This window comes from Clostridium sp. CTA-17 (assembly GCF_054767895.1).
The window spans coordinates 122,580-149,335 of the sequence record NZ_BAAABF010000007.1 but is presented as its reverse complement, the minus strand read 5'-3'; the positions used below and the strand labels follow the sequence as shown (position 1 = coordinate 149,335).

Here is a 26,756-nt window from a genome sequence, read left to right as displayed (position 1 = left end):
TTTCTAAAATATCTCCCTCACCCTCCCACATCAATCGATGCAAATGTTATTATATCACATGTTAAACGTTTAATAAAGGCTTTTTAAATAAAGGTTTACAGAAAAAACTTGACATATTAGAAGAAAACATAATAAATGTTTTATTAAGGATTTATTTTAAGAGGGGAATTTTTATGAAAAAAACAGTTTTAATAACAGGGGCTACTAGTGGAATTGGATATGAATTTTCAAAAATATTTATGGAAAATCATTATAATGTAATATTGGTAGGAAGAAATTTAGAAAAATTAATAGAGTTAGAAGAGCTTTCAAAGAAAAAATATGTAAGTGCTTACATATATAAAGTTGATTTTAGTTTAAGTGAAAACATAGATATCTTATATGAGAAAATTAAAACTGAGGTAGGAAGAGTAGATATATTAATAAATAATGCTGGTATAGGATTAAATGGAGAATTTAATGAAATAGATTGGCAAAAGCAATTAGATATAATCAATGTAAATATTATAAGTTTAACCAAATTAACTAAGCTTATTTTAAAAGATATGCTAGATCAAAAGGAAGGGAGAATTTTAAATGTTGCTTCTACTGGAGCATATCAACCAGGCCCATTAATATCAGTTTATTACGCTAGTAAAGCATATGTTTTATCATTTTCTCAGGCATTAAGAGAAGAAGTTAAGGATAAAGGAATTAATGTGGTTACCCTTTGCCCGGGAGCTACTAAGACGAACTTTTCTAAGAGAGCTGGAAAGGGAGATTTAGATGTAGCAATGAGTGCCAAAGAAGTGGCTGAATATGGTTATAAGGCTTTGATGAACAATAAGGCAATATGTATTCCTGGATTTATGAATAAGGTATTAGTATTTTTATCTAAATTGTCTCCCACAACTTTAAATGCAAAGATAGTAAAGAAAATACAAAATAAAGCTATAAGTAAAAAATAATTGAGAATAATAAGCTTATGAATAATTAAATTTAAAATAAAGTTTTTAAGGAGGAAATTATTTATGAGCAATGAAAAATTATTCCCAACAACATTTCCAGTTCAAAATCAAAGTATTCATCCTGGAGTAGAGGATGAAATGAATCCATTACCAATATATGATTTACCACAGTATATAAATGATGGGAAAAGACTTAAGAATAAGGTAGCCATAATAACTGGTGGGGATAGTGGGATAGGAAGAGCTATAGCCTTAGCTTATGCAAGAGAAGGGGCTAAAGTTTGTATAATATATTTATCAGATGAAGAGGATAAGGATGCTAATAAGACTAAGGAACTTATAGAAGGTGCTGGTTCTGAGGCTTTAGTTATAAAAGGAGATATTTCTAATATGGATTTTTGTAACTCAAGTGTAAAGAAAGTCATTGAAAAGTGGGGAAAACTTGATATATTAGTTAACAATGCAGCAGTTCAACATGATTCTAAAACTTTAGATGATATTGGACCAGAGCAAATAGAAAATACTTTTAAAATAAATGTTTTTGGAACTTTCTATATGACAAAGGCAGCAGTTAAATACATGGAATGTGGAAGTTCAATAATAAATACAACTTCTATTACAGCTTATAGAGGAAATGAGATACTTTTTGATTATTCATGTACTAAGGGTGCTTTAACCACAATGACAAGAACTTTAGCAACGATGCTAGTTAAGAATGGAATTAGAGTTAATGCTGTAGCACCAGGACCTATATGGACACCTCTTATACCATCTTCAATGAATAAAAAGAAAGTTTCTGAATTTGGAGTTAATTCACCTATGGGAAGAGCTGGTCAACCAGTAGAGCTTGCTGGGGCTTATGTTTTCTTAGCTTGTAATGAGGCATCATATATATCAGGTATAACAATACACGTAAATGGTGGAGAAATTATAAATGGGTAGTTTCATGATTTAACGTATTAGAATATAATATACTTATGATTTAATGGAAAAATAATTTTTATAAATAAAAAGGGGGAAACCTACAAATGAGAAAAGCATTAAAAGATAGTAAAAGAATAGTTGTTAAAGTTGGAACTTCTACATTAACTTATGAAAATGGAAGTGTAAACTTAATGAGAATAGAAAAGTTATCTAGAGTAATTTCAGATATATGTAATATGGGAAAAGAAGTTGTTCTTGTTTCATCAGGAGCAATTGGGGTTGGAGTTGGAAAACTTAGACTTGAGAAAAAACCAGAGACTATAAGAGAAAAGCAAGCTGTAGCTGCTGTTGGACAATGTGCTTTAATGCATATATATAATAAATTTTTTGGAGAATATAGTCATGTTGTGGCACAGGTTCTTTTAACTAGAGATGTACTAGAAAATGAAAGAATGAAAAATAACGTATGTAATACATTTGATACTTTATTAGAAAAAGGAATCATACCTATAGTTAATGAAAATGATGCTATATCAATAGATGAGATACAAAACATATTAAATTTTGGAGATAATGATAATCTTTCAGCTATAGTTTCTACTTTAGTAAATGCAGATACTTTAATAATATTATCTGATATAGATGGTTTCTATGATTCAGATCCAAGAACTAATGAGGATAGTAAGATGCTTAAAGAAGTTTATGAAATAACTCCTGAAATAGAAGAATGTGCAGGGGGAGCTGGAAGTAATAGAGGAACAGGCGGAATGGTAACTAAACTTTCAGCAGCTAAGGTAGCAACAAGTAATGGAATAGATATGATTTTAGCTAATGGAGAAAATCCAGAAATATTAATTGACATATTAAATGGTGAAGATATAGGAACTATGTTTGTAGCTAAGAAGGGGGAATAAAAATGAATAATGAACTTATTATAAAAGGTAAAAAAGCAAAAGAAGCTTCTTACACACTTTCATTTGCATCTACTAATGAAAAAAATAATGGATTATTAAAAATAAGTGAATTCTTAATAAAAAGATGTGATGAGATATTAGAAGAAAATAAAAAAGATCTTGAAAAGGCGATTGAAAAGGGAACATCTAATGCAATGCTTGATAGATTAAAATTAGATGAGGAAAGAGTAAAATCTATAGCAAATGCCGTAGCAGATGTTGTTAAATTAGATGATCCAATAGGAGAAGTGACATCTATGTTTAAGAGACCTAATGGTCTTAGAATAGGTGTACAAAGAGTTCCATTAGGAGTAGTTGGAATAATATATGAAGCAAGACCTAATGTAACTGCTGATGCTGCTGCCCTATGTTTAAAAACAGGAAACGCTGTTATTTTAAGAGGAGGCAGTGAGGCTATAAATTCTAACTTGAAAATAGTTGAAATTATTAGTGATGCCTTAAAGGAAGCAGGTCTTCCAGAGGGATCAGTTCAAATATTAGAGGATACTTCAAGAGAAACTGCTACAGATTTTATGAGATTAAATGACTATTTAGATGTTTTAATTCCAAGAGGTGGAGCAGGACTTATAAAGGCCGTAGTAAATAATGCTACAGTACCTGTAATAGAGACTGGAGTTGGAAATTGCCATATATACATAGATGATGAAGCTGATATAAATATGGGTGTAGATATAATAGTAAATGCTAAAACATCAAGACCTGCTGTATGTAATGCTGCTGAAAAACTATTAGTTAATGAAAAAATAGCAGAGGAATTCTTACCAGTAGCAATAAAAGTTTTAAAAGAAAAAGGCGTTGAAATAAGAGGTTGTGAAAAAACTAAGGCAATTGTGAATGATATAAACTTAGCAACTGAAGAGGATTGGGGAAAAGAATATTTAGACTATATCCTTGGAGTTAAGGTTGTTAAAGATTTAGATGAGGCTATCTCTCATATAAATAAATATGGGACAAAACATTCAGAAACAATAGTAACTAAAAATTATTTTAACTCAGAGAAATTTCTTCAAAGAGTTGATGCAGCTGCTGTATATGTAAATGCTTCAACAAGATTTACTGATGGTGGAGAATTTGGATTTGGTGCTGAAATTGGAATAAGTACACAAAAGTTACATGCTAGAGGACCAATGGGACTTAAGGAATTAACAACAAATAAGTATATAATTTATGGAAATGGTCAAATTAGATAAATTATATAATCTTATAAAATTAAATTTCATATATTAAAGAAATATTTTAGGTGTTTAAGGGTAAAGAGATTTTAATTTATGAAAAAAGGAAGTATGGGAAAATGAAAGAAATAATCATGGATTTAATAATTCATAGTGGAGAAGCTAGAAGTTATGCTATGGAAGCTATTCAGCTTGCTAAAGCAGGAGATGTAGAAGGGGGTAGAAGCTTAATAGAAAAAGCATCAATGCAATTAGGTAAAGCTCATAAATCACAAACAGCTTTGATTCAAGACGAGGCTAGTGACAATAAAATAGAAATATCCATGCTATTAATTCATGCACAGGATCAATTGATGACTACTATGACATTAAAAGATTTAGCAAATGAAATAATAGATTTGTATGAAAAATTAAATCAAAAAAATTTTTAGTAATAAGTATTATAAATAAATTTTAATATTTTATTATTATGTAAAATCAAATAAAAAGAGATATTATAAATAAAAAGCACTTAAACTTTTGTTAAAGTGCTTTTTATTTTGGTTATTAAGAATTTTATGTTAATTCAATATTTTTTTAGGTTTAATATTCAATTTATTAACAGTAAAAAGATATATTTTTTACTATTAAATTTAAATAATTTATAAAACTAAGAAGTTATTGTATAGAATTATAATTAGTAAGTAAAGATAAAATTGTATAACTAATAGTTTTATAAAAGAGAATTATGGAAGAGGTGCTTTATGAGATTAGGAAGAGATTTTTATAATAGAGATACATTAACTGTAGCTAAAGAACTTTTAGGAAAAGTTTTAGTTAGAAAGATTAATGGAGTTACTTTAAAAGGAAAGATTGTTGAGACGGAAGCTTATATAGGAGCCATAGACAAAGCTTCTCATGCTTATGGTGGCAAAAGAACTAATAGAACAGAAACTCTTTATGCAGATCCAGGAACTGTATATGTTTATATAATTTATGGAATGTATAACTGCTTAAATCTAATAAGTGAAGAAAAAGATGTGGCAGGAGGAGTACTCATAAGAGGAATTGAGCCTTTAGAGGGAATAGAAGTAATGAGCAATTTAAGATATAAGAAGAGTTATGAAGAGTTATCAAACTACGAAAAGAAAAATTTTTCTAATGGTCCATCAAAATTATGTATGGCTTTAGGAATAGATAAGGGGGAGAATGGCATAAATACTATTAGTAGCGAAGAGATTTATGTTGAAGATGATTCCTCAATTAAAAAGGATTTTTCTATTGTTGAAGCAAAGAGAATAGGTATAGATTATGCTGAGGAAGCTAGAGATTTTTTATGGAGATTCTATATTAAGGATAATAAATTTATCTCTAAAAAATAATAAATAGCATTTTCTTTAAATCTTAATATAATATCTACGCTACAATAGTTATTTTGTGGGGGAGTTTTTATGGCTATAAAGGATGCTAACAAGCAATATATAAAGTTTGACACTGCTGTTCAAGTTCTTAAATATGAGGTTTTAAAAAGAATAGCAGAGAAAGAATTTGATGGAACTTTAGAAAAGGAGAAGCTTAATGTAGCAAAAGAAATTGTAGATGATTTAAAACCTAATGTAAGATGTTGCATATATAAGGAAAGAGCTATAGTTGAAGAAAGAATGAAACTAGCTTTAGGTGGACATGAAAATAGAGAAAACATGATAGAAGTAATAGACATAGCATGTGATGAATGTCCTGTTAATAGATTTATAGTTACTGATGCATGTAGAGGATGCCTAGCTAAGAAATGTAGAGATAGTTGTAATTTTGGAGCTATAAGTTTTGACAATAGAAAATGTAAAATTGATTATGAAAAGTGTAAAGAATGTGGAAAATGTAAAGAAGTTTGTCCTTATAATGCAATAGCTGAGGTGAAGAGACCTTGTATGAGAGCTTGTATTCCAAAAGCATTATCTTATGATGTTGATAGTAAAAAAGCTGTAATAGATGATTCAAAATGTATTCAATGTGGAGCCTGCGTAGTTGATTGTCCTTTTGGAGCTATAATGGACAAATCTTATTTAGTAGATGTTATAAGATTACTTAAAGATGATAAGAAAGTTTATGCCATTGTGGCACCAGCTATATCATCTCAATTTAATCATAGTAAGATCGGTAAAGTGATTACAGCTATAAAAAAATTAGGTTTTGAAGATGTGTTTGAAGCGGCTTTAGGAGCAGATTTGGTAGCTGTTCATGAATGTAATGAATTTAAAGAAAAAGGTGGATCAGATTTCATGACAACTAGTTGTTGCCCTGCCTTTGTCTCCTATATAGAAAAAAATTATCCAGAGCTTAAGGAGTGTATATCTAATACTGTATCTCCTATGGTAGCTATGGCAAGATTAATAAAATCTCAAAATAAAGATGTTAAAACTGTATTTATAGGACCTTGTATTGCAAAGAAGACTGAAGCTAAGAGAAGTGAGGTTAGTGGAGATGTTGATTATGTATTAACCTTTGAGGAGCTTTTAGCTTTACTTGATTCTAGGAATATTAAAATCGACGAATGTGAAGAAAGTGATACTAAGCATGGTTCATTTTATGGAAGACTTTTTGCTAGAAGTGGAGGAGTTACTGAATCAGTTAAACATCTTATAGATAGCGAAGGAATAAAGGTAGATTTTAGACCTATACTTGGAGATGGAATTAAGGATTGCGACATAAAACTTAGGCTAGCAAAATTAAAAAGAGCGCAGGGGAACTTTTTAGAAGGAATGGCTTGTAAAGGTGGATGTATAAATGGGCCAGGCTCCTTAAATCATGACATCAAGAATAGTAAAGAGGTTGATAAATACGGTGAATTATCTTCTTCTGAGAAGATAAATGATACTTTAGCTGATATTAAATTTGAAGATTTAAATTTATCTAAAAATGAGTAATATATAAATTTAATGATGACTTAAAATATAAAAGTTTAAAAATAGATTATAGAAGTATGTTTATATAAAATTATAAACATACTAAGAAAATAAAATTAGGCCTTTAACTAATTAACTGTAAAATTATTCTTATAGTGGTATTTAAGGACATTTTATTTATTTAGGTTAATTAGTAAAGGCTTTTAGTTTAGAAAAATAATAAATTAAATAGATTTTAGTGGATTAAGTGATATAAGTTTGCAATAAATAATATTTTATTTATTTAGTAACAAATAAAGGAATCAATTCTTCTTAAATCAACTCCGAAGTAAACCCATCTAAAGCCAGCCCAACGCCAGCCAGAAACTGATCGTCTATCAACTCTAGTTAAGTAAGCCCAATAGCTTCTGCCGTTAGTTTGCCAAATATAAGTGAATCTATATAGACAAAATCTTATAGAGCCAGAACTAACATTTTTTGCATTTGGATTTCCACTTCCTTGACCAAAATTTTGAACACCTGCATCTTTTTTTGATGGTATATAAGATGGAGGTGGTCCCATTGGTGAAGGGGATTGAGGACTTTGCCAATTAGTTGGTGTAGGAAGCATATTAGCCATATATCCAACAGGTGCGCTATGCATTAAATCATGCCCCATATCCTTTATTGCATAAGGTAAGTCTTGTATAACAGCAGGTACATTTGCAATATTATCAGGAATATTTTTAATAACTGGTGGTATTACTGAGAATTTAGAATCTGAATCAGAATTTCTATAATTCATAGGATAGTCATCATTAAATGTATCTTCATTACCAGTGTAGTATCTTTCAAAGGAGTTTTCTGTATCCTCAGGTAAGACTTCAAACTCACCAACTTCATCTACTTCTTCATCTTCATTAAAGAATCTAACAAAATCATTTGGATAAATTATTTCCATAAGTATCTCCTATAAAATTTTTATTTAGTATTAAACTATGCTTTTTACTATATAAAGGTGAATTTTATAAACACTTTAATAAAAATTAATAATCATAAAAATTGTAGAGAAGTGACGAAATAATTATAGAATTTCAATGAATTCCATTGACAAAATGCTCTATATGTATAATAATTATAATTGCTTCAATAGGACAATGAAGTAGGTATAGGTTTGAAATTAAGTTAAGGTGCTAGGTGTTTTACATCTAGCACCTTAACTTTTTGTGTAAAAATAAATTTTATTGTTAAAACTTGTTAAATTTATAAAATGGACTTGACTATATAAATTTAATAAACTAAAATTGATAATAAGAATTTATCAATAAGATAAAAATACACTTTAAATTGGTCCCGTGAGGCCAGAAAGAGGTATAATTATGTTAAATAGAATTTTTTGTTGTACAAAAAAACAGATGAAATTAAAAAATGAAATAGCTTTGTATTTTAATACAATTCCATATAAAAGAGAAAAAGAGGTATTAGAGTGATTGATTTTTTACGCAATCGCTCTAGTACCTCTTTCTTTTAATTAAATAACATTTAGAATGATGGCAATGGAATTAAGACCTTTTAAAGTGTGTTTTTTAAATATGATTTAAAATAGGAGGTCTAGAAATGAAAGCAAAGCTTATATTAGAAAATGGCATAATATTTGAAGGTAAAGCCTTTGGATATTTAAAGGAGTGTGTTGGAGAGGTAGTTTTCAACACCGGAATGACAGGATATCAGGAGGTTTTAACTGATCCTTCTTATTATGGACAAATAGTAACTATGACTTATCCCTTAATAGGTAACTATGGAATTAACTTAGAGGATTTAGAATCTAAGGAGCCTAAAGTAAGGGGATTCATAGTTAGAGAAAAATGTCAGTATCCAAACAATTTTAGATGTGAATTAGAGCTTGAAACTTACTTAGCTCAAAATAAGATTTTAGGTTTAGATGGTATAGACACAAGAGCCTTAACAAAAATCTTAAGAAATAATGGGACAATGAAGGGAATTATAGTTTTAGATAATTCAAGCTTAGAAGATGTTAAAGATAAGTTAGAAGCTTTTTCAAATAGAGATGCAGTTTCAATAGTTTCAACTAATGAAAAATATGAGATCTCAGGAGAAGGAAAGAATGTAGCTATAATCGACTTTGGAATAAAGCAAAACATTATTAGAAACTTTGTAAAAAGAGGATGTAATGTTACAGTATTCCCTTATGACTTTAAGGCAGAAGAAGTTTTAGGAATAAATCCAGACTTAGTATTTTTATCAAATGGACCTGGAGATCCAGAGGATATGGGAGAAGCAGTAAATGAGATAAAGAAAATAGTTGGAAAGAAACCAATAGTAGGAATTTGTTTAGGACATCAATTATTAGCTTTAACCTTAGGTGGAGAAACTAAGAAGCTTAAGTTTGGTCATAGAGGATGTAACCATCCAGTTAAAGATTTAATAAATAACAGAGTTCATATAACATCACAAAATCATGGATACTATGTTGCTACTTTACCAGAAAATATGGAAATAACTCATGTAAGTATGAATGATGGAACAGTTGAGGGAATGAAACATAAAGAATTACCAATATTCTCAGTTCAATTTCACCCAGAAGCATGTCCAGGACCAAAGGATAGCGAATACATTTTTGATGAGTTTATGAAGTATGCACTATAAGGAGGAAGTAATATGCCATTAAATAAAGATATAAAAAAAGTTTTAGTAATAGGTTCAGGTCCAATAATAATAGGACAAGCAGCGGAGTTTGATTACTCAGGTACTCAAGCTTGCCAAGCTCTTAAAGAAGAAGGGATTGAAGTTGTACTTGTAAACTCAAACCCAGCTACAATAATGACTGATAAGGAAATAGCAGATAAGGTTTATCTTGAGCCTTTAACAGTTGAATTTGTAGAAAAAGTAATAGAGAAAGAAAGACCAGATTCCCTTTTAGCAGGAATGGGTGGACAAACAGGATTAAACCTTGCTGTTGAGCTTTATGAAAAGGGAATTTTAGATAAATATAATGTAAAAGTAATAGGTACTTCCATAGAATCTATTAAAGAAGGGGAAGATAGAGAACTATTCAGAGATATGATGAATAGAATCAATCAACCTGTTATTCAAAGTGAAATAATAACTGATTTAGATTCTGGTATTGCCTTTGCTAGAAAGATTGGATATCCAGTAATAGTTAGACCAGCATATACTCTTGGAGGAACTGGTGGAGGAATAGCTAATAATGAAGAAGAATTAATAGAAACATTAACATCAGGATTACAATTAAGTACAATTGGACAGGTTCTTTTAGAGAAGAGTGTTAAGGGATGGAAAGAAATTGAGTACGAAGTAATGAGAGACTCCTTTGGTAACTGTATAACAGTTTGTAACATGGAAAACATTGACCCTGTAGGAATACACACTGGGGATTCAATAGTTGTAGCTCCTAGCCAGACATTATCAGATAAAGAGTATCAAATGCTTAGAAGTGCATCAATAGATATAATAAATGCTGTAGGAATTGAAGGTGGATGTAATGTTCAGTTTGCTTTAAATCCACATTCCTTTGAATATGCAGTAATAGAAATCAATCCAAGGGTTTCAAGATCTTCAGCTTTAGCTTCAAAGGCAACTGGTTATCCAATAGCCAAGGTGGCAGCTAAAATAGCTTTAGGATATGGATTAGATGAAATAAAAAATGCAGTAACAGGAATGACATATGCTTGTTTTGAGCCTTCATTAGACTATGTAGTTGTAAAAATTCCTAAATGGCCTTTTGATAAATTCCAAGGAGCTGATAGAGCTTTAGGAACTAAGATGATGGCTACTGGGGAAATAATGGCCATAGGAAGTAATTTTGAGGCAGCATTTTTAAAGGGTATAAGATCATTAGAAATAGGTAAGTATTCATTAGAACATAAAAAATTTAAAGATCTTTCAATGTATGAGTTAAGAGAAAGGGTAGTTTCTCCAGATGATGAGAGAATATTTGCTTTAGCTGAAATGCTAAGAAGAGGATACAGAATAGATATGGTTTCAAAAATAACTGGAATAGATATATTCTTCTTAGAAAAATTCAGATGGTTAGTTGAAGAAGAACAAAAGCTTAAGCAAAGTACAATAGATGATTTAAATAGAGAGTGGTTATTAAAATTAAAGAGAAGAGGTTTCTCAGATAAGGCAATAGCTGATATGCTAAAGGTTTCACCAGATGAAATCTACAGATTAAGAGATATATGGCATATAAAGCCTGCTTATAAAATGGTTGATACTTGTGGTGGAGAGTTTGAAGCTTTATCACCATACTATTATTCAACATATGAACAATATGACGAAGTAGTTGTTTCTGATAATAAGAAAGTTGTAGTTATAGGGTCAGGTCCTATAAGAATAGGTCAAGGAATAGAGTTTGACTATGCTTCAGTTCACTGTGTAATGGCACTTAGAAAGCAAGGAATTGAAACAATAGTTATAAATAATAACCCAGAGACAGTAAGTACAGACTTCAGTATTTCAGATAAGCTTTACTTTGAGCCATTAACTGAAGAAGATGTTTTAAACATAATAGATAAAGAAAATCCAGATGGAGTTATACTTCAATTTGGTGGTCAGACAGCTATTAAGCTTGCTAAGTTCTTAAAAGAGAAGAACATTCCTACATTAGGAACTACTTCAGATCAAATAGACCTAGCTGAGGATAGAGAACAATTTGATGATTTATTAGAAAGACTTAATATAGCTAGACCAAAGGGAAAAGGAGTTTGGAGCTTAGAAGAAGGCTTAGAGGAAGCAAGAAGATTAGGATTCCCAATCTTAGTTAGACCTTCCTTCGTTTTAGGTGGTCAAGGTATGGAAATAACTCATGATGAAGAAGAGTTAACATACTATTTGACAAATGCTTTTGAGAAAGATTCCAAGAATCCAATACTTATAGACAAATACTTAATGGGTAGAGAAATAGAAGTTGATGCCATATCTGATGGTGAAGATGTTCTAGTTCCAGGAATTATGGAGCATTTAGAAAGAGCAGGAGTTCACTCAGGAGATAGTATTACTATGTACCCAGCTCAAAATATTTCAGATAAGATAAAGGAAGATGTTCTAGATTACACTAAGAAATTAGCTTTAAGCATAGGAATAAAGGGAATGATAAATATTCAGTTTATTGAGTTTGAAGGAAAGCTTTATGTAATAGAAGTTAATCCAAGAGCTTCAAGAACAGTGCCTTATATATCAAAGGTAAGTGGAGTTCCGATAGTAGATATAGCTACTAGAATAATGCTTGGAGAAAAATTAAAAGATTTAGGATATGGAACAGGGGTTTATAAAGAGCCTGATTTAGTATCAGTTAAGGTTCCAGTATTCTCAACTCAAAAACTTCCTAATGTTGAAGTAAGTTTAGGACCAGAAATGAGATCTACAGGAGAAGTTTTAGGAGTTGGTAGAAATGTTTGGGAAGCATTATATAAAGGCTTTGTGGGAGCTTCAATGTACACTGGAGATAAGGGTAAAACTATCTTAGCTACTATTAAGAAACATGATAAAAAAGAATTTATGGAACTTGCTAAGGCTTTAGATAAATTAGGATATAATTTTATAGCAACAACAGGAACAGCTAAGGAGTTAAGAGAGGCTGGAATAGACGCTAAGGAAGTTAGAAGAATAGGAGAAGAATCTCCAAACATCATGGATTTAATAAAGAATAAAGAAATAGATTTAGTTGTAAATACTCCAACTAAAGCTAACGATTCTAAGAGAGATGGATTCCATATAAGAAGAGCGGCTATAGAAAGAAATATAGGAGTTATGACTTCATTAGATACTCTTAAAGCTCTAGTAGATTTACAAAAAGAAGGAGCACACAATAGAGATTTAGAAGTATTTAACTTAATATAAGATACTAATCACATAAAATAAGTCCTATTTAGTTTTAGGTTAACTGAAGCTAAATAGGGCTTTTAATTTTATTTTATATTTTTATTATTTTTAAAATATACTTTTTAGTTATGTGTTGTTTGAAATTTGCCTTTTAGTTAGGCTCAGTTAGGTTTTTAAATTTGTTAAGAGAAATAATTTCTTTGTGGATAAATTTTAATAAAAGTAATTTATTTATTCTAACTGAGCCCTTTGGCGCTAAAAATTTCATGATTACCCTTTTAAAATAAGAAAATATTTTGATAAATCAAATATAAATTTAAATGGTAATCTAATTGTAGTATTTTTGTGGATAAAGTATATTAAAATTTGTTTTGAAAGAAAAATACTGTGAAAAAATATAACTTATTTATTTTGTGGATAAAAAAGATTTTGAATTGTTGTGGATAAATTTTAAAAAATAATTCTGTGGATAAATTTTTAATTTTAGACATGTGATTAAATTAAAGTATAATAATTATAAGGGGCTTGTTTTAAAAAGCACTTAGTTATTATACTATAAAAATATTAATATTCAATATAAAATTTATAAATTATTGGGGGTGATTTTTATGGAGACAGCTAAAAGAGTATTAAAGAATTTTTTTATAAAAAGTATCTTGCTTATAATTTCAGTAATTTTAGCAATGGTATTTTATAAGTTAATAGTAAAGGAATGTATAGATGTTTTTATAAAAATAGATTTGAGTGGTAAAAAAGGTTTTGTAATATATAACTTTTTTAAGTTAACAAGTGTTATGCTTATATACCAAGTTTTCTTAACAACAACTAGAATGAAAACTTCAAAACTATTTAAATTATTCTTATTTGGCTTATATATAGGAACAATGTTTATACTATTATTTGCTAGACCTAAAATGTCTAGGGGATTCCAGTTAGATCCTTTTGCAGTTTTACATGGCCTACGAGGGGATAGAACAGGGCAGTTATATTTAATAGGGAATATAATATTCTTTATGCCTATAGGATATGTACTAAGAAAATATAACTTTGTATTAGCCTTTATATTATCTGCATCTATAGAGTTTAATATAGAACTTGCTCAATATGTATTTAAAAGAGGATTCTTTGATTTAGGAGATATATTTATAAATTTAGTTGGTATATTCATTGCTTATTTTATTTGTAAAATAGCTTACTTTATTAAGGATAGCTTTTCTAGAAGAGATGATGAGATAGAAGAGGGTGCATAGATAAGAATCATTATAAGTAAAAAAATAGAGAAATATACATATAAATAAAGAATTTTATAGAAAAAAGGATGTAATATTAATGATTACATCCCTTTTTTTTCTTGACAAGCGAACATATGTTTTATAAAATTAAAAAAGATGAGGGAACATAAGTTCTTATATTTTTTTAGACAGCTTAGGAATATATAGGACATTAACATAATATAATAGCATATAACAAATTTTAGGGGGTTAATTTATATGACTAAGAGCAGCGGTATGTTTGTAAAAATAAATTATAAAATTAATGGAGATAATAGATTCCAAGGTGAGCATAAAGCAAAAATGTATAAAGATACAGCTGTAAGCAAGTATGTATTATGTGGTGGGTCATATTTCAGAAATAGAGGAACTATAATATTCCATGCTAATAATTTTAAAGAAGCAGAAGAAATTATAAATAATAATCCATTTGTTTTTTATGAAGACTATTCATTTGAAATATTAAGTAAAAATTCAATTAGTTTAGGAAATACATATCATTAATATAAAAAGATAAAATGGCCTTTGAAATTAACAAAGGTCATTTTATCTAAAGTATGAGAAATCAATTTAAAGTATTGGTTTCTTTTTTATTATATATCTAATAAATTTTTCTTGTAAGTTGAGTAAAGCTCATTTAATTCACTCATGTTTTTATCAAGTTTTATTTGTAAATCAGAAGCTTTTTCAAAATCAGATTCATTTATAGCATTCTTTATTTGAGTAAATAAGCTTCTTCTGTGATAAGAATCTTTCATTGTTATATGTCTTAATTCATTTATTGTCATCCAAGTTGATACGTCAAGATCTAAGGCTTTATCACAACAATGAAGTTGTTTAGCGGCTCTTATATCTTTTGTGTAAGAAGGAATTATTCTTGAAGTTATTTCTGTAGTCCATCTCTTAGTAGTAGCCATTTTGAAACTATTTATAAGCTTGTCTGTAAATACTGAATTTACTTTTAATACCTCTACCTTTTCAGGGTATTTATCAAATGCGCTTAAGTTTTCAAAAACAGTAGCAGGAGCTATACCAAAGTATTCATTTCTTTGTGAATCTGTGAAATCTTCAAATACATCCTCTTCACTTCTATATGCTCTAGATTTTTCTAAGTAATCTGCTTCTTCACCTGGTTTTTTAGATAATTCAGCTAAAAGATCATCTTCTGTTTTATTATTTTCTAAAGCATACTTAATACCATCTAACATAGCCATATAGCTTGATGCTATGCAAAGATAAGTATTTGTAAATGGATTCGGTGATCTAAGCTCAAATCTAGTTGCTAAAGGATTATGAGGATCTCTTATTAATCCAGCTAATATAGTTCTATTTCTAGATGGAACTTCAGGGCTTTGACCTAATGATGTAACTATACAAACAGGAGCTTCAAATCCTGGTTTTAATCTTTTTAATGAGTCTGTTGTAGCTGAGATAAATGGGTTCATTACCTCGTAGTTCTTTAATATACCCATTATAGAACCATATCCTATTTTACTTAAGAAATGATTTTTAGTTGGATTAAATAGGTTTATAATTCTTCCATCTTTTAGTTTTAAGCTTAAGCTTAAATGAGTGTGTTCTCCACTACCAGCAACTCCTGATATTGGTTTAGCAAGGAAGGTTACTTCTAATCCGTTTCTTCTAAAGGTTTCTTTAACTAATGTTCTTATAAATAATTCATTATCTGCAGCTTGCATAGCATCTGAGAATTTCCAGTCTATTTCTAATTGTTCCATTATGTGATCAAATTGACCTGAAGAAGTAAGCTTAGCTTTAACTCCACCAACTTCTTTGTGTCCCATTTCAGGTTCAAATCCATACTCATCCATATATAATAAACTTTGTTCTAAGGCTGTTCGAACATTACCCTTAGTTCTTGTCCAATATTGTTCTTGTAAAACTTCAGAAGTTGAAAGTTCTTCAATTAAAGCTTTATCATTTGGTGTTTTAACCCAAAATTCTAATTCTGTTGCAGATGTTAATAAAAGGTCATCTATATCATCAAATTTTATATTTAAATCATTTAGTGTTTCTGGATGTTTTTTTAATAATGAGAATATGTTTGATTTGAATGTGTCAATTGAGTTCTTTAAGATATGTCTAGAGTCGACTGGTTTATCTTCATGGATTAGGAAGCAAGGGATTCTAAGTGTTCCTACTGGTCTATTAGTTAAATGGTCTATGAAGTCGTAATTGTAATCTACAAACCACTTACAATCTAAATCTGCGATCATATCCACTTTTGCGTTATTTAAAGTTGCTATTCCTGGAAGGACAACTGATGACCCATCTGTTTGTACTGCAGTTCCATGAAGGAAAGAATCTATATCTTTTAAAAATAACTTAGAAGGAATTTTTTCGTCAGTATCATTACCTGCTAAGTCAACTCCAACTAAAGATACAAATTTTATTTCTGGGTGGTCCTCAAAAATAGAGATTAAACTCTCTTTATTATGATATTTCTTAGAAATTGTAAATAATAAATCTTTGTTCATAATTATTTAGAAGTAATACAATTATAATATTTAATATAATTGCAATAATCTCCTGTTCACATCCTTTCATTTTTAAGACTAATGGTTATTTTATTTGTTTTTAAACGTATAATGATATGAGTTTTTACAAAAAATATTCGTCGTTAAAATATTCTTAAAAAAATTTTATTACAATAGAATATTACTGTCAATATATTTTATATTTTAATATAAGTGTAAAATATGAATTTTAATAGATTTATTTAATAGAAAGTTATAAAATTATCTTAAGATTAAATCAAGTACTTAGAAGTGAGGGATAGCGATGCAAGATGATTTAAAGAATGCACCTATAGGTTTTTTTGATTCTGGCTTAGGAGGCTTAAGCGTTTTAAGAAAAGCCTTAGAAATGATGCCAAATGAAAATTATATATATTATGGGGATTCTAAGCATGCACCTTATGGAGAAAAGACTCCACAAGAGATAACAGAACTTTCATTTGATGCTATTGAATATTTAATAAAAAAGGGAGCTAAGGCAATTGTAATAGCATGCAATACTGCAACTTCAGCAGCAGCTCATGACCTTAGAGCGTATTATAAAGATATACCTATAATAGGCATAGAACCTGCTTTAAAACCCGCTATAAAGTTACACGAAACTGGAGCAGTAATAGTTATGGCAACAAAGGCAACCTTAACTCAAGAAAAATTTAAAAAGCTTATGGATAAATATGGGGAGCATAGAGAAGTAATACCCCTTCCATGTCCAGGTTTAGTTGAGTTTATAGAGTCAGGAGATTTAAATGGAGAAGATGTAAAAAACTTTTTGAGAGAAAAATTAAATCCTTATATGAATAGAGAGATTTCAAGTATAGTTTTAGGATGTACTCATTATCCTTTTGTAAAAGAAGTAATACAAGATATTGTTGGAGAAAGAGTAGACATAATAGATGGAAGTGAAGGCACAGTAAGAGAGCTAAAAAGAAGGTTAGAAGAAAATAATATTGAATCAGAATCAAAGAAAAAAGGTAATTTAGATATATTTAATTCATTAGAAGATAAGAAAATATTAGAGCTAAGTAAGAAGCTTATAGAAATGAAATAATAAATTAATAATCTACAGTAATATGAAAAAACATATAACTTTATTTATGATAATTTAGTATATATTGTTTTAGTATTGCTGTGGATTTTTTATTTTAACAAAATTTTTTATAAAAAAAGTTTGTTAAAATGTTGACAAAATAATAGGGGGTTGATATTATAATAAATGTAAAGAGAATTTTCAGAAAATTTGAACAAAGATTAATGGGAGTTACTTAAAAAGGGAGGATTTCACAATGAAGATAAATGTAAGAGAATTTTTAGGAGATAAGATACACGTTGAAGATGCTATAATCTTAAGGGATTATATTGAAAATAATTTAAATGAAAATGTAGAATTAGATTTTGATGGTATAGATAGAGTTTCAACAACTTTTTTAACTTGTTTATTTACTGATATGATAAATAAAAAGGGAAGAGAGAATATTATTTCAAAAATTAATGTTAAGAATTTATCAAACTATACTGATTATTCAAGAGTTGTAGTTGGAACTACTTTTGCTTAAAAATGAAAATATGAATTATATAAAAGCTATAAAGTATTATATTAAGTTGAACTCTAGGTGGGCAACATAATAGAATCTGTATTACTAGGATTCTTTATGTTGTCTTATTTTTATTTTTAAATATTTTCCCAATATTCCATTGTTAAGAGAAATAATATATAATTTTATACAAAGAAGGATTAACATTTTAGTTTAAGTAAATAATACTAAATAGTTAAATTTGAAAGGAGAATTACTAATATGAATCCAATAGTTACAATAGAAATGGCAACTGGAGAAAAAATCAAAATAGAATTATATCCAGAAATTGCACCAAATACAGTTAGAAACTTTGTTAGTTTAGTGAAAAAAGGTTTTTATGATGGATTAACATTCCACAGAATTATACCTGGATTTATGATACAAGGAGGATGCCCAGAAGGTACAGGAATGGGTAACCCAGGATATAGAATAAAAGGTGAGTTTACAAGAAATCAATTCCCAAATAACTTAAAGCATTCAAGAGGAGTTATATCAATGGCTAGAGCTATGAACTTTGATTCAGCAGGAAGTCAATTCTTCATAATGCACGAAAATTCACCACATTTAGATGGTCAATATGCTTCATTTGGTAAAGTTATAGAAGGTATGGATGTTGTTGATAAAATAGCAAATGTAAAAGCTGATTACAATGATATGCCAGATGAGCCACAAGTTATGGCAAAAGTTACTGTAGAAAATGCAGAGGGTATAGAAGAACCAGAAATACTTTAATTTATGAATGTATGGGAGGGAGATTAGCATGAGTATGCTTAATAATAGCAAAGCTATTCTAACTTATGGTTTAAATGAAAAGGAAACAAAAGATTTTCAAGCAACAGGGCACAAGGTTATTAATATAAGTAATGAAATGGCTTCTATGAAAGTTAAAGACATATTAGAGGGATTAAAATTTGAAGTTATTTCAAACAAAAACTTTGATGAAAAAGTTGTTATATTCAGTAATTTCCCTGATGAAGAATTACAAATGATGGTTTCAATAGCAAAAGTCATTACAGAAAATCCTATAATGGCTGTAGTTACAGAAACCTCTAAAGAATGGCAATTTAACTACCTTGTTGAACATTTAATTGAAGAAAGAGAATGGTATAGAAGTATGCAAGGAGGAAAAGCTTAAAATGAGTAGAGTTGGGGAAAGAATAAAAGAGGCTAGAGAAAAAAGTGGAATGACACAAAAAGCTTTAGCTAAAAAGCTAGGTGTAGCTGAGAAGTTTGTAAATGAAGTTGAAACAGGAAGAAAAATTATAAATGAATCACTTATATCAAAGGTATCAAAGGTTTTAAATACTGATTTAAATGATATAAATATGGTTGTTACTGATGAAGAGCTTCAAAAAGAACTTAAAGCTGAAAAGCAAGTAAGACAAACAAAACCAGCAGAAGTTAATGAAGTTTGGAATCAAGCCTTTGGATCAGTTTTAAAAAATGTTCCAATATATGATTATTCATTAACTCAGGTTAAAGGATATAAACAACTTGCTACTGCTTCAAATAAAATAGATGGTCATACAGCAAACAAAGTTTTTTATTTAAGAATAGAAAATAATGATATGACTGGATACAGAATTCAAGAGAATGATTTAGCTTTATGCTATTCAATAAAAGAGATAGAGAATAATTCTATTTGTTTAGTTGAATTCAATGGAAAAAGAGTTATTAGACAAATTAAAAAGCTAGATAATGTTAAAGCTTTACTAATAAGCAATAATGGTAGCATGAGAACAGAAACAGCTAACATAAAAGAAATTAAAGCAATAGCTAAGCTTTATAGAATAGAATTTGATTTATAAATTTAAATATAAAAAGGACAGTTCTAGATTAGAACTGTCCTTTTTATATTTAAATACTTCTTATCATGGTTATCAAAAAGAAGAAATCATGAATAAAATAGCTATAAGAAAATATAGAAGGTAAGAAGGAAGTGTATTTAGTGGAATCAACTGAGAAAAAAAATTTTTATAATGATGAAGATTATATAAATTTCGTTGTTGCTTATGATGGTGATATTCAAAAAGAGATTGATAGTATAAGAGATGCTAGTATTTTTTTTATTGATGATAGTTTTGCAATTGTATCTGTAAGATTACAAAACTATATAGAAACCATAAAAAGTATAAAAAGTATAATTTATATAGAATTGAATGGAATATATACCTTAAGTGAAAGTCCAGTAGAGGATTCAAAGGCTCCGATATTTCATAGAAATCCATTTTTGAATCTTAGAGGAAGTGGGGTTGTGGTTGCCATAATTGATACTGGTATAGATTATTTAAATAATGAATTTATGAAAGAAGATGAAACTACTAGAATATTAAGGATTTGGGATCAGACAATAGATAGTGGAAAGACTCCTGACGGATTTATTAGTGGAAGTGAGTATACAGAAGAAGATATAAATAAAGCTATATTGGCTAAAAAACAAGGACAGAACCCATATGATATTGTACCTTCAAGAGATGATTATGGACATGGAACTAAAATAGCTGGAATAGTTGGAGCTAGAGGGATGAATAGAGAAATAGTAGGAGTAGCTCCAGATTGTGAGTTCATAATTATAAAATTACAGGAAGCATCTAAAGAATATGTAGACTTTTATTATGCAAAGGGAGATAAGCCTAAATATAGAAATACAGATATAATAATGGCTCTTAAATATTTATATGAATTATCATTTACATTAGATAAACCAATGATAATATACTTACCTTTAGGAAGTAATTTAGGAGATCATGCAGGTGCAAGTATATTGGAACGTTATGTTGATAATAGAATATCAAGTAAAAATTCCTTGGCTGTGGTTACATCAACAGGGAATGAGGGGAATACAGATACTCATACATCTGGAAAAATAAAAAGTAATAATGAAAGTCAAATAATTGAACTTAATTGTGGTAAGAATCAACAGGGTCTAGTTTTACAAATATATGCACAAAGACCAAGCAAGATAAAGTTAGGTATAATATCTCCTTCAGGAGAGGTATTTGAAAATACTAATCCTAGAAGAACAAAGCATATATTAATAAATGATTCACCACCTTGGAAATTTATTTATGAAGGAACTAGCGTACAAGTTACTTATGATTCACCAGATGAATTTACTGGAGATGAAAAGTTTATTATAAGAATGGATGGAATTACAGAAGGGATTTGGAAGTTTATATTAACTGGTAATAACATAGTTGAAGGAAGGTATTATGCTTGGATTCTTCAAAGGGAGTTATTAGCTGAAGATACAAAATTTTTGAGGCCTTCACCTTATACAACATTAACTATACCAGGAACTGCTAAGACTATTATTAATACTTCATATTACAATCAAAATAATGGTGCAACAGTATCAGAATCAGGAAGAGGATATACTGCTAAGGATTATATTCAGCCTATAATAACAGCTGGAGGTATAAATGCAATAACAACTAAACCTGGTGGTGGAGTTATAACTATGTCTGGTGCAAGTGTTGCTGGAGCAATTTTAGCAGGATGTTGTGCTTTGATATTTCAATGGGCTGTTGTAGATGAAAATGATCCTCAAATGTATGCAGTTAAATTACAAGCTTATATTATTAGAGGAGCTAGGAAAAGAGATGGTGATATTTATCCAAATAGACAGTGGGGATATGGAATCTTAGACATGCAAGAAATTTTCAATAGTTTAATGAATAAGTAAATAAGGAGTATTAAATATGGAGAATAAGGGGAAGGTTGGTATAGATTTTATAAATACAATACCAAAGCAAATACTAACTAGCTTAATAGAGCAATATTCGCCTAATAATGGAGAGATAGAGCTAGTTGTTTTATATGGAGATAATTTTTTAAGATTTAAAAATTCAGTAGATGCCATAGGTGCTAAAGTTGAAGATTTAGGATATGGATTTGGAATATTAATAATAAAGGTCAATGATTTAAGTAGGATAATTGAGCTTGAAGGACTTCAATATATAGAGTTGCCTAAAATTTTATATACATCAGCTTATGATAGTAATAGAGCATCATGCATTCCATCAGTTTGGAATAGTTATAATTTAACTGGAGAAGGGATATTGGTTGGATTTTTAGATACTGGAATTGACTATACTCATAATGCTTTTAAAGATGCTGATGGTAATACCAGAATAGAATATATATATGATCTTGAAAATAGAATTGTATATGATAAGAATAAAATAAATGAAGCCTTAAAATCAGAAGATCCATTTAGTGTTGTGCCTGAAATTGATTTATCAGGTCATGGAACTCATGTTGCCGGAATTGCATGTGCCGGAGGAAATATAAACTTTGATAATTATGGAGTCGCATATAAAAGTAGCATAGCAATGGTAAAGATAACTGGTGAAAATAGTTTAAGGGCTGCATTAAGTACCCAGCTTATGAGAGGTTTAAAATTTTTAATGGATAAAAGTAACGAGATTAATAAACCTTTAGTTGTAAATATAAGCTTGAGTACCAATGATGGTTCTCATAATGGAAGTAGTTTACTAGAAAAGTATATTCAAACTTTTACTCAATTACAAAAGGCGGTTATTGTAGTAGCTGCTGGGAATGAAGGTAATAGTGCTCATCATGTAGGTGGCAAGATGAAAAAAGAAGAAGATTTAGACTTAAATATAGGAGATGGAGAAAAAGTTATTATGTTAGATTTTTTCAAGCCTGTATTAGTTGATGTATCGGTTGAAGTAATATCACCAACTGGAATAAGTACAGGACCGATGGAATTATCAGAATCTTATAAAGAAAGATTTGTTGGAAGGGAGAAAATAATTGTATATAGTACAGGACCTAAACCTTTTGATATACAAGGACAAACCACCATAAGCATTTTGCCTTTAGGAGATGCAATAACAGCTGGAGGATGGAGAATTATAGTTAAAAAATTAAATAATTATGAAGGATATTTTGATATTTGGTTACCTATATCGGAAGGGTTAAATGAAAGAACAAGGTTTTTGCAACCAGATGTTTATAATACATTAGGAATACCAGCTACTGTAGAAGGTGTTATTTCAGTTGGAAGTTATAATTTTTTAAATAATAATTTATCAGCTTTCTCTGGAAGAGGAGTTGTTAGACCTGAATGGTTAATAAAACCTGATTTAGTTGCACCAGGTGAAAATATATTATCAACTGCTGAGGAGCAAGGATTTGATACTAAGAGTGGAACATCAATGGCTGCACCACAGGTTGCTGGAATATGTGCATTACTTTTTGAATGGGGAATTATAAGAAATAATGATCCTTTTTTATATGGGGAAAGAATTAAATATTATTTGATTAAAGGAGCAAAGAGAACAATCTTTGGTGAGGCCTATCCAAATCCAGACTTAGGATATGGGTTTGTATGTTTAGATAGAACAATGGAATTATTAATTAATAGGAGATAGTTATGGAAAGTTTATCCAACAAAGCAAATCTATTAGTTGACCCTGAAAGCATGAATTTTCTTGTTGAATATAGAGGGGATATAGAGAATGAAGTGAAAAATATTGAAAATGTTGAAGTCTATATAATTGATGACACTTATGCTGTTTTATCAATGAAAAATGTTGACTATGATAGTATTATTCAAAGAATAAATTCCTTGGTTTTTATAGAGCTAGGAGGAATATATACTTTAAGTAGTACAACTCCTATAGAGGCATCTAAAGCAGAAGTTTTTCATAGGAGTCCATATTTAAAATTGACAGGTAAAGATGTGATTGTAGGTATTATTGATACTGGTATAGATTATTTAAATCCTGAATTTACTGATAGTAATGGAAAAACTAGAATATTAAAAATATGGGATCAATCATTAAAAACAGATAAGTATCCTAAAGATATGTTTTATGGAACTGAATATAGTCAAGAAGAGATTAATCAAGCAATAGAACTTAATAATAATGGAGGAGATCCATATACCATAGTCCAATCTAAAGATGATGTGGGACATGGCACAGAGATGGCTTGTATAATAGCGGGCAGTGGAAAGAATGAGAGTTTAACAGGAGTAGTTCCAGAATGTGATATTGCAATAGTTAAATTAGATATAGCATTTAAAAAATATACAGAATATTTCTTTGCAAAGGGCGATGCTATTAAGTATAGAAATGTGGATATACTTTTAGCAATGAAGTATTTATATAATTTATCATTTCAATATAATAAGCCAGTTGTTATATATGTGCCTATGGGGAGTAATTTTGGAGCACATGATGGATCAAGTATTTTAGAAAGATATATAAATAATATTTCTAATAAAAGAGGAATCGCTGTAGTAGCCTCATCTGGAAATCAAGGTAATACTAATACACATGCTGATGGGATAATATCAGAGGTTGGTCAAAGTAAAACCATAGAACTCGAAGCTGGAGAAGATCAAAGTGGTATTATGATGATTATATTAGGTTATAAGCCTGATAAGTTTAAACTTTCAATAATTTCACCATCAGGAGAAATTATTGAAAATGCTAATCCTTTAACTAATTATGGAGGAAAGAAGAATTTAGCAGTTGAAAATGGATATAAAGTAGATTTTATATATGAAGGAACTACTATGGATATATTTTATGATTCTCCAGATGAACTTACTGGAGGAGAGAGAATTGTAATAAGAGCACAAAATTTAAAGCCAGGAATATGGAGATTTAGACTAACTGGAGAGCATATAACCTTTGGAAAATTTGATGCATATATATTACAAAAAGAATTGTTAGCGGAAGGAACAAAGTTTTTAATATCATCTCCCTACACAACTGTAACTATTCCAGGGGCAGCAGAAAAAATGATAACTGTAGCTTCTTATAATCAAGAAAATAATACTATATTACCTTCATCAGGAAGGGGATATACCAGAAATAATATTATTCAACCCATTATTGCAGCAGGTGGAATAAATGCCTTAACTATAAATAATAAAGGTGAAAAAGTATTGGTTAGTGGAGGAAGCGTAGCAGCTGCTATAGTTACTGGATGTTGTGCGATGCTATTTCAATGGGGAATTGTTTATAATAATGATCCAAGTCTATATGTAGCTAAAATCCAAACATACTTAATGAGAGGAGCCAATACCAGAGAGGGTGATGTATACCCAAATCAAGAGTGGGGATATGGAACTATAGATATGGTTAATGTTTTTAATGGTTTAAGAACTAATAGATTTTCTGGTAGTACACAGTAAAAAATAATTTTGATTAAATTTTAATTATAAAATACTTATTAACAAAATAGGTATCAATCTCATAAACTATAGAGTATTAATTTATAATTAGGAGAAAATATATGACATTAGGTGGATTAAAAGTTCAGTGTTTTAGCGAGCAAAGGAGATATATACCTATTGATAAATGTAGGGTTAAAATAACACCAACAGGAGAAGATGGTGTAGCTGTAGGAAATACTTTAGAATTATATACAGATGAAACTGGAAGTACTGACACTATAGAATTAGATGCACCACCAGTAGAAAATTCTAGTCAGCCAGGTATGGTTCCTTATAGTTTTGCAGAGGTTATTGTAGAAAGAGAAGGCTTTTTACCTGTAACAGTAAATGGAGTACAAATTTATCCTTCAAGAATTGCTCTCCAAAATATAAATTTACCTGAAACTAGAGGATATTATAGGCAACAAGAAGTTATTGATATACAGCCTAATAGATTAGTTGGAAATTTTCCACCAAAAATACCTGAAGCAGAGGAAAAGGAACTTCCACGACCAAAAGGAACAGTAGTTTTACCGGAACCTGTAGTTCCAGAGTATATAGTTGTTCATAATGGTAGACCAAATGATAATTCAGCAGCAAATTATAAAGTTAATTATAAGGATTATATAAAAAATGTTGCATGTTGTGAAATTTTTTCAACTTGGTCTGAGAATACTATAAGAGCTAATGTTTATGCTATAATATCATTTACTTTAAACAGAATATATACTGAATGGTATAGGGGAAAAGGTAAGAATTTTGATATAACTAGTTCAACAGCTTTTGACCATGCTTTTAGTTATGGAAGAAATTTTTATGATAACATAAGTAGAATTGTAGATGAAATATTTGCAACATATATAAAAAGATTCAATTCCAAACAACCACTTTTAGCCCAATATTGTGATGGAATAAATGTACAGTGTCCTGGTTGGATGACTCAATGGGGAAGTAAATACTTGGGAGATGAAGGAAAAGCACCTTATGATATTTTAACATCTTTTTATGGTTATGATTTAGAATTAAAGTCTGCTAAAAAAGTTCAGGGAAGTCCAAGATCATTTCCAGGATATACATTAGGTGTCGGAGCTTCAGGTCAACCTGTAAGAGTTATACAAGAACAATTAAATGCTATTTCAAAGGCGTATCCTTTAATACCTAAGATTGCTGTAGACGGAAAATATGGTGAGAAAACTAGAGATTCTGTTAGAACTTTTCAAAAGGTATTTAATCTTCCTCAAACAGGAGAGGTAGATTATGCAACATGGTATAAAATATCAGATGTTTATGTTGCAGTAACAAAAATAGCGGAACTTAGATCAAGTGTTGAGAAGAAGGTGTTTTATCCACCAACAATAATGGATAGACGTGAAAATGTACCAAAGATAATTTATTAAATATTAAAGCTGAGCAATTTATATAAAATTACTCAGCTTTTA

22 protein-coding genes are annotated in these 26,756 nt (G+C 29.5%); 20 read left to right on the top strand and 2 right to left on the bottom strand.

Features of this window, described 5'->3' with window-relative positions; translation table 11 throughout:
* The first annotated feature begins 173 nt into the window (after positions 1-173).
* From ACYUCG_RS11935 to ACYUCG_RS11905, 7 genes are all read left to right on the top strand, one after another.
* Positions 174-947, top strand: a complete 774-nt coding sequence (locus ACYUCG_RS11935; RefSeq protein WP_283681538.1) for an SDR family NAD(P)-dependent oxidoreductase — start codon at positions 174-176, stop codon at positions 945-947.
* 63 nt (positions 948-1,010) lie between these two features.
* On the top strand, positions 1,011-1,889 hold the full coding sequence (locus tag ACYUCG_RS11930) for an SDR family oxidoreductase (protein ID WP_060794747.1): 879 nt from the start codon (positions 1,011-1,013) through the stop codon (positions 1,887-1,889).
* Positions 1,890-1,975: 86 nt separating this feature from the next.
* A complete protein-coding gene (gene proB / locus ACYUCG_RS11925) occupies positions 1,976-2,785 on the top strand; it encodes a glutamate 5-kinase (protein WP_003450599.1) in 810 nt (269 codons plus the stop codon).
* Positions 2,786-2,787: 2 nt separating this feature from the next.
* Positions 2,788-4,035, top strand: coding sequence for a glutamate-5-semialdehyde dehydrogenase (locus tag ACYUCG_RS11920; RefSeq protein ID WP_460268688.1), 1,248 nt, complete (start codon positions 2,788-2,790; stop codon positions 4,033-4,035).
* 101 nt (positions 4,036-4,136) lie between these two features.
* Positions 4,137-4,448: a PTS lactose/cellobiose transporter subunit IIA gene (locus ACYUCG_RS11915; protein ID WP_460268687.1), complete on the top strand. Its 312-nt coding sequence runs from the start codon at positions 4,137-4,139 to the stop codon at positions 4,446-4,448.
* 312 nt (positions 4,449-4,760) lie between these two features.
* Positions 4,761-5,378 (top strand): DNA-3-methyladenine glycosylase, encoded by a 618-nt coding sequence (locus tag ACYUCG_RS11910; RefSeq protein WP_460268686.1) that lies wholly within the window; start codon positions 4,761-4,763, stop codon positions 5,376-5,378.
* Positions 5,379-5,447: 69 nt separating this feature from the next.
* Positions 5,448-6,920, top strand: a complete 1,473-nt coding sequence (locus ACYUCG_RS11905; protein WP_060794752.1) for a 4Fe-4S dicluster domain-containing protein — start codon at positions 5,448-5,450, stop codon at positions 6,918-6,920.
* 262 nt (positions 6,921-7,182) lie between these two features.
* Here ACYUCG_RS11905 and ACYUCG_RS11900 read toward each other — a convergent pair whose 3' ends face one another.
* Entirely contained in the window at positions 7,183-7,839 is a 657-nt protein-coding gene (locus ACYUCG_RS11900; protein WP_061429330.1) for a hypothetical protein, read from the bottom strand.
* Between the two features lie 656 nt (positions 7,840-8,495).
* On the opposite strand from ACYUCG_RS11900, the gene ACYUCG_RS11895 reads away from it, so the two are divergent.
* From ACYUCG_RS11895 to ACYUCG_RS11880, 4 genes are all read left to right on the top strand, one after another.
* Entirely contained in the window at positions 8,496-9,545 is a 1,050-nt protein-coding gene (locus ACYUCG_RS11895; RefSeq protein WP_460268685.1) for a carbamoyl phosphate synthase small subunit, read from the top strand.
* 12 nt (positions 9,546-9,557) lie between these two features.
* A complete protein-coding gene (carB, locus tag ACYUCG_RS11890; RefSeq protein WP_460268684.1) occupies positions 9,558-12,761 on the top strand; it encodes a carbamoyl-phosphate synthase large subunit in 3,204 nt (1,067 codons plus the stop codon).
* 590 nt (positions 12,762-13,351) lie between these two features.
* Positions 13,352-13,993 carry a VanZ family protein gene (locus ACYUCG_RS11885; protein ID WP_208361445.1) on the top strand — a complete coding sequence of 214 codons (642 nt, stop codon included), beginning with the start codon at positions 13,352-13,354 and terminating at the stop codon, positions 13,991-13,993.
* Positions 13,994-14,233: 240 nt separating this feature from the next.
* Positions 14,234-14,518 (top strand): hypothetical protein, encoded by a 285-nt coding sequence (locus tag ACYUCG_RS11880; protein ID WP_003456707.1) that lies wholly within the window; start codon positions 14,234-14,236, stop codon positions 14,516-14,518.
* Between the two features lie 89 nt (positions 14,519-14,607).
* On the opposite strand, the gene ACYUCG_RS11875 is transcribed toward ACYUCG_RS11880, so the two are convergent.
* Complete coding sequence (locus ACYUCG_RS11875; protein WP_460268683.1) at positions 14,608-16,509, bottom strand: type I glutamate--ammonia ligase; 1,902 nt, start codon at positions 16,507-16,509, stop codon at positions 14,608-14,610.
* A 304-nt stretch (positions 16,510-16,813) separates the two neighbouring features.
* Between ACYUCG_RS11875 and murI the strand changes: the two genes are divergently transcribed.
* The 9 genes from murI (at position 16,814) to ACYUCG_RS11830 (ending at position 26,714) form a co-directional block, all read left to right on the top strand.
* The gene (gene murI, locus ACYUCG_RS11870; RefSeq protein ID WP_283704943.1) at positions 16,814-17,596 is read left to right on the top strand and encodes a glutamate racemase; all 783 of its coding nucleotides are present in this window, start codon (positions 16,814-16,816) and stop codon (positions 17,594-17,596) included.
* A 235-nt stretch (positions 17,597-17,831) separates the two neighbouring features.
* Positions 17,832-18,101 (top strand): STAS-like domain-containing protein, encoded by a 270-nt coding sequence (locus ACYUCG_RS11865; protein ID WP_283704942.1) that lies wholly within the window; start codon positions 17,832-17,834, stop codon positions 18,099-18,101.
* Positions 18,102-18,341: 240 nt separating this feature from the next.
* The gene (locus ACYUCG_RS11860; RefSeq protein ID WP_460268682.1) at positions 18,342-18,854 is read left to right on the top strand and encodes a peptidylprolyl isomerase; all 513 of its coding nucleotides are present in this window, start codon (positions 18,342-18,344) and stop codon (positions 18,852-18,854) included.
* Between the two features lie 28 nt (positions 18,855-18,882).
* A complete protein-coding gene (locus ACYUCG_RS11855; RefSeq protein ID WP_081092137.1) occupies positions 18,883-19,257 on the top strand; it encodes a DUF3783 domain-containing protein in 375 nt (124 codons plus the stop codon).
* A gap of 1 nt (position 19,258) precedes the next feature.
* The gene (locus ACYUCG_RS11850) at positions 19,259-19,930 is read left to right on the top strand and encodes an XRE family transcriptional regulator (protein WP_124045062.1); all 672 of its coding nucleotides are present in this window, start codon (positions 19,259-19,261) and stop codon (positions 19,928-19,930) included.
* A gap of 140 nt (positions 19,931-20,070) precedes the next feature.
* Positions 20,071-21,807, top strand: coding sequence for a S8 family peptidase (locus tag ACYUCG_RS11845; protein ID WP_460268681.1), 1,737 nt, complete (start codon positions 20,071-20,073; stop codon positions 21,805-21,807).
* Positions 21,808-21,823: 16 nt separating this feature from the next.
* Positions 21,824-23,521: a S8 family peptidase gene (locus ACYUCG_RS11840; RefSeq protein ID WP_060794762.1), complete on the top strand. Its 1,698-nt coding sequence runs from the start codon at positions 21,824-21,826 to the stop codon at positions 23,519-23,521.
* A gap of 2 nt (positions 23,522-23,523) precedes the next feature.
* Positions 23,524-25,296 carry a S8 family peptidase gene (locus tag ACYUCG_RS11835; RefSeq protein ID WP_283704938.1) on the top strand — a complete coding sequence of 591 codons (1,773 nt, stop codon included), beginning with the start codon at positions 23,524-23,526 and terminating at the stop codon, positions 25,294-25,296.
* Positions 25,297-25,397: 101 nt separating this feature from the next.
* A complete protein-coding gene (locus ACYUCG_RS11830) occupies positions 25,398-26,714 on the top strand; it encodes a peptidoglycan-binding domain-containing protein (protein WP_460268680.1) in 1,317 nt (438 codons plus the stop codon).
* Positions 26,715-26,756: the final 42 nt, after the last annotated feature.

Excerpts from the sequence above, each read along its gene's own strand:
- ACYUCG_RS11865 (WP_283704942.1), top strand. The coding sequence starts at position 17,832 with ATGAAGATAAATGTAAGAGAATTTTTAGGAGATAAGATACACGTTGAA.
- ACYUCG_RS11935 (WP_283681538.1), top strand. The coding sequence starts at position 174 with ATGAAAAAAACAGTTTTAATAACAGGGGCTACTAGTGGAATTGGATAT.
- ACYUCG_RS11910 (WP_460268686.1), top strand. The coding sequence starts at position 4,761 with ATGAGATTAGGAAGAGATTTTTATAATAGAGATACATTAACTGTAGCT.
- ACYUCG_RS11915 (WP_460268687.1), top strand. The coding sequence starts at position 4,137 with ATGAAAGAAATAATCATGGATTTAATAATTCATAGTGGAGAAGCTAGA.
- ACYUCG_RS11855 (WP_081092137.1), top strand. The coding sequence starts at position 18,883 with ATGAGTATGCTTAATAATAGCAAAGCTATTCTAACTTATGGTTTAAAT.
- ACYUCG_RS11840 (WP_060794762.1), top strand. The coding sequence starts at position 21,824 with ATGGAGAATAAGGGGAAGGTTGGTATAGATTTTATAAATACAATACCA.
- ACYUCG_RS11930 (WP_060794747.1), top strand. The coding sequence starts at position 1,011 with ATGAGCAATGAAAAATTATTCCCAACAACATTTCCAGTTCAAAATCAA.
- ACYUCG_RS11920 (WP_460268688.1), top strand. The coding sequence starts at position 2,788 with ATGAATAATGAACTTATTATAAAAGGTAAAAAAGCAAAAGAAGCTTCT.
- ACYUCG_RS11900 (WP_061429330.1), bottom strand. The coding sequence starts at position 7,839 with ATGGAAATAATTTATCCAAATGATTTTGTTAGATTCTTTAATGAAGAT.
- ACYUCG_RS11830 (WP_460268680.1), top strand. The coding sequence starts at position 25,398 with ATGACATTAGGTGGATTAAAAGTTCAGTGTTTTAGCGAGCAAAGGAGA.
- carB (WP_460268684.1), top strand. The coding sequence starts at position 9,558 with ATGCCATTAAATAAAGATATAAAAAAAGTTTTAGTAATAGGTTCAGGT.
- ACYUCG_RS11850 (WP_124045062.1), top strand. The coding sequence starts at position 19,259 with ATGAGTAGAGTTGGGGAAAGAATAAAAGAGGCTAGAGAAAAAAGTGGA.
- ACYUCG_RS11905 (WP_060794752.1), top strand. The coding sequence starts at position 5,448 with ATGGCTATAAAGGATGCTAACAAGCAATATATAAAGTTTGACACTGCT.
- ACYUCG_RS11835 (WP_283704938.1), top strand. The coding sequence starts at position 23,524 with ATGGAAAGTTTATCCAACAAAGCAAATCTATTAGTTGACCCTGAAAGC.
- ACYUCG_RS11895 (WP_460268685.1), top strand. The coding sequence starts at position 8,496 with ATGAAAGCAAAGCTTATATTAGAAAATGGCATAATATTTGAAGGTAAA.
- proB (WP_003450599.1), top strand. The coding sequence starts at position 1,976 with ATGAGAAAAGCATTAAAAGATAGTAAAAGAATAGTTGTTAAAGTTGGA.
- ACYUCG_RS11875 (WP_460268683.1), bottom strand. The coding sequence starts at position 16,509 with ATGAACAAAGATTTATTATTTACAATTTCTAAGAAATATCATAATAAA.
- ACYUCG_RS11885 (WP_208361445.1), top strand. The coding sequence starts at position 13,352 with ATGGAGACAGCTAAAAGAGTATTAAAGAATTTTTTTATAAAAAGTATC.
- ACYUCG_RS11860 (WP_460268682.1), top strand. The coding sequence starts at position 18,342 with ATGAATCCAATAGTTACAATAGAAATGGCAACTGGAGAAAAAATCAAA.
- murI (WP_283704943.1), top strand. The coding sequence starts at position 16,814 with ATGCAAGATGATTTAAAGAATGCACCTATAGGTTTTTTTGATTCTGGC.
- ACYUCG_RS11880 (WP_003456707.1), top strand. The coding sequence starts at position 14,234 with ATGACTAAGAGCAGCGGTATGTTTGTAAAAATAAATTATAAAATTAAT.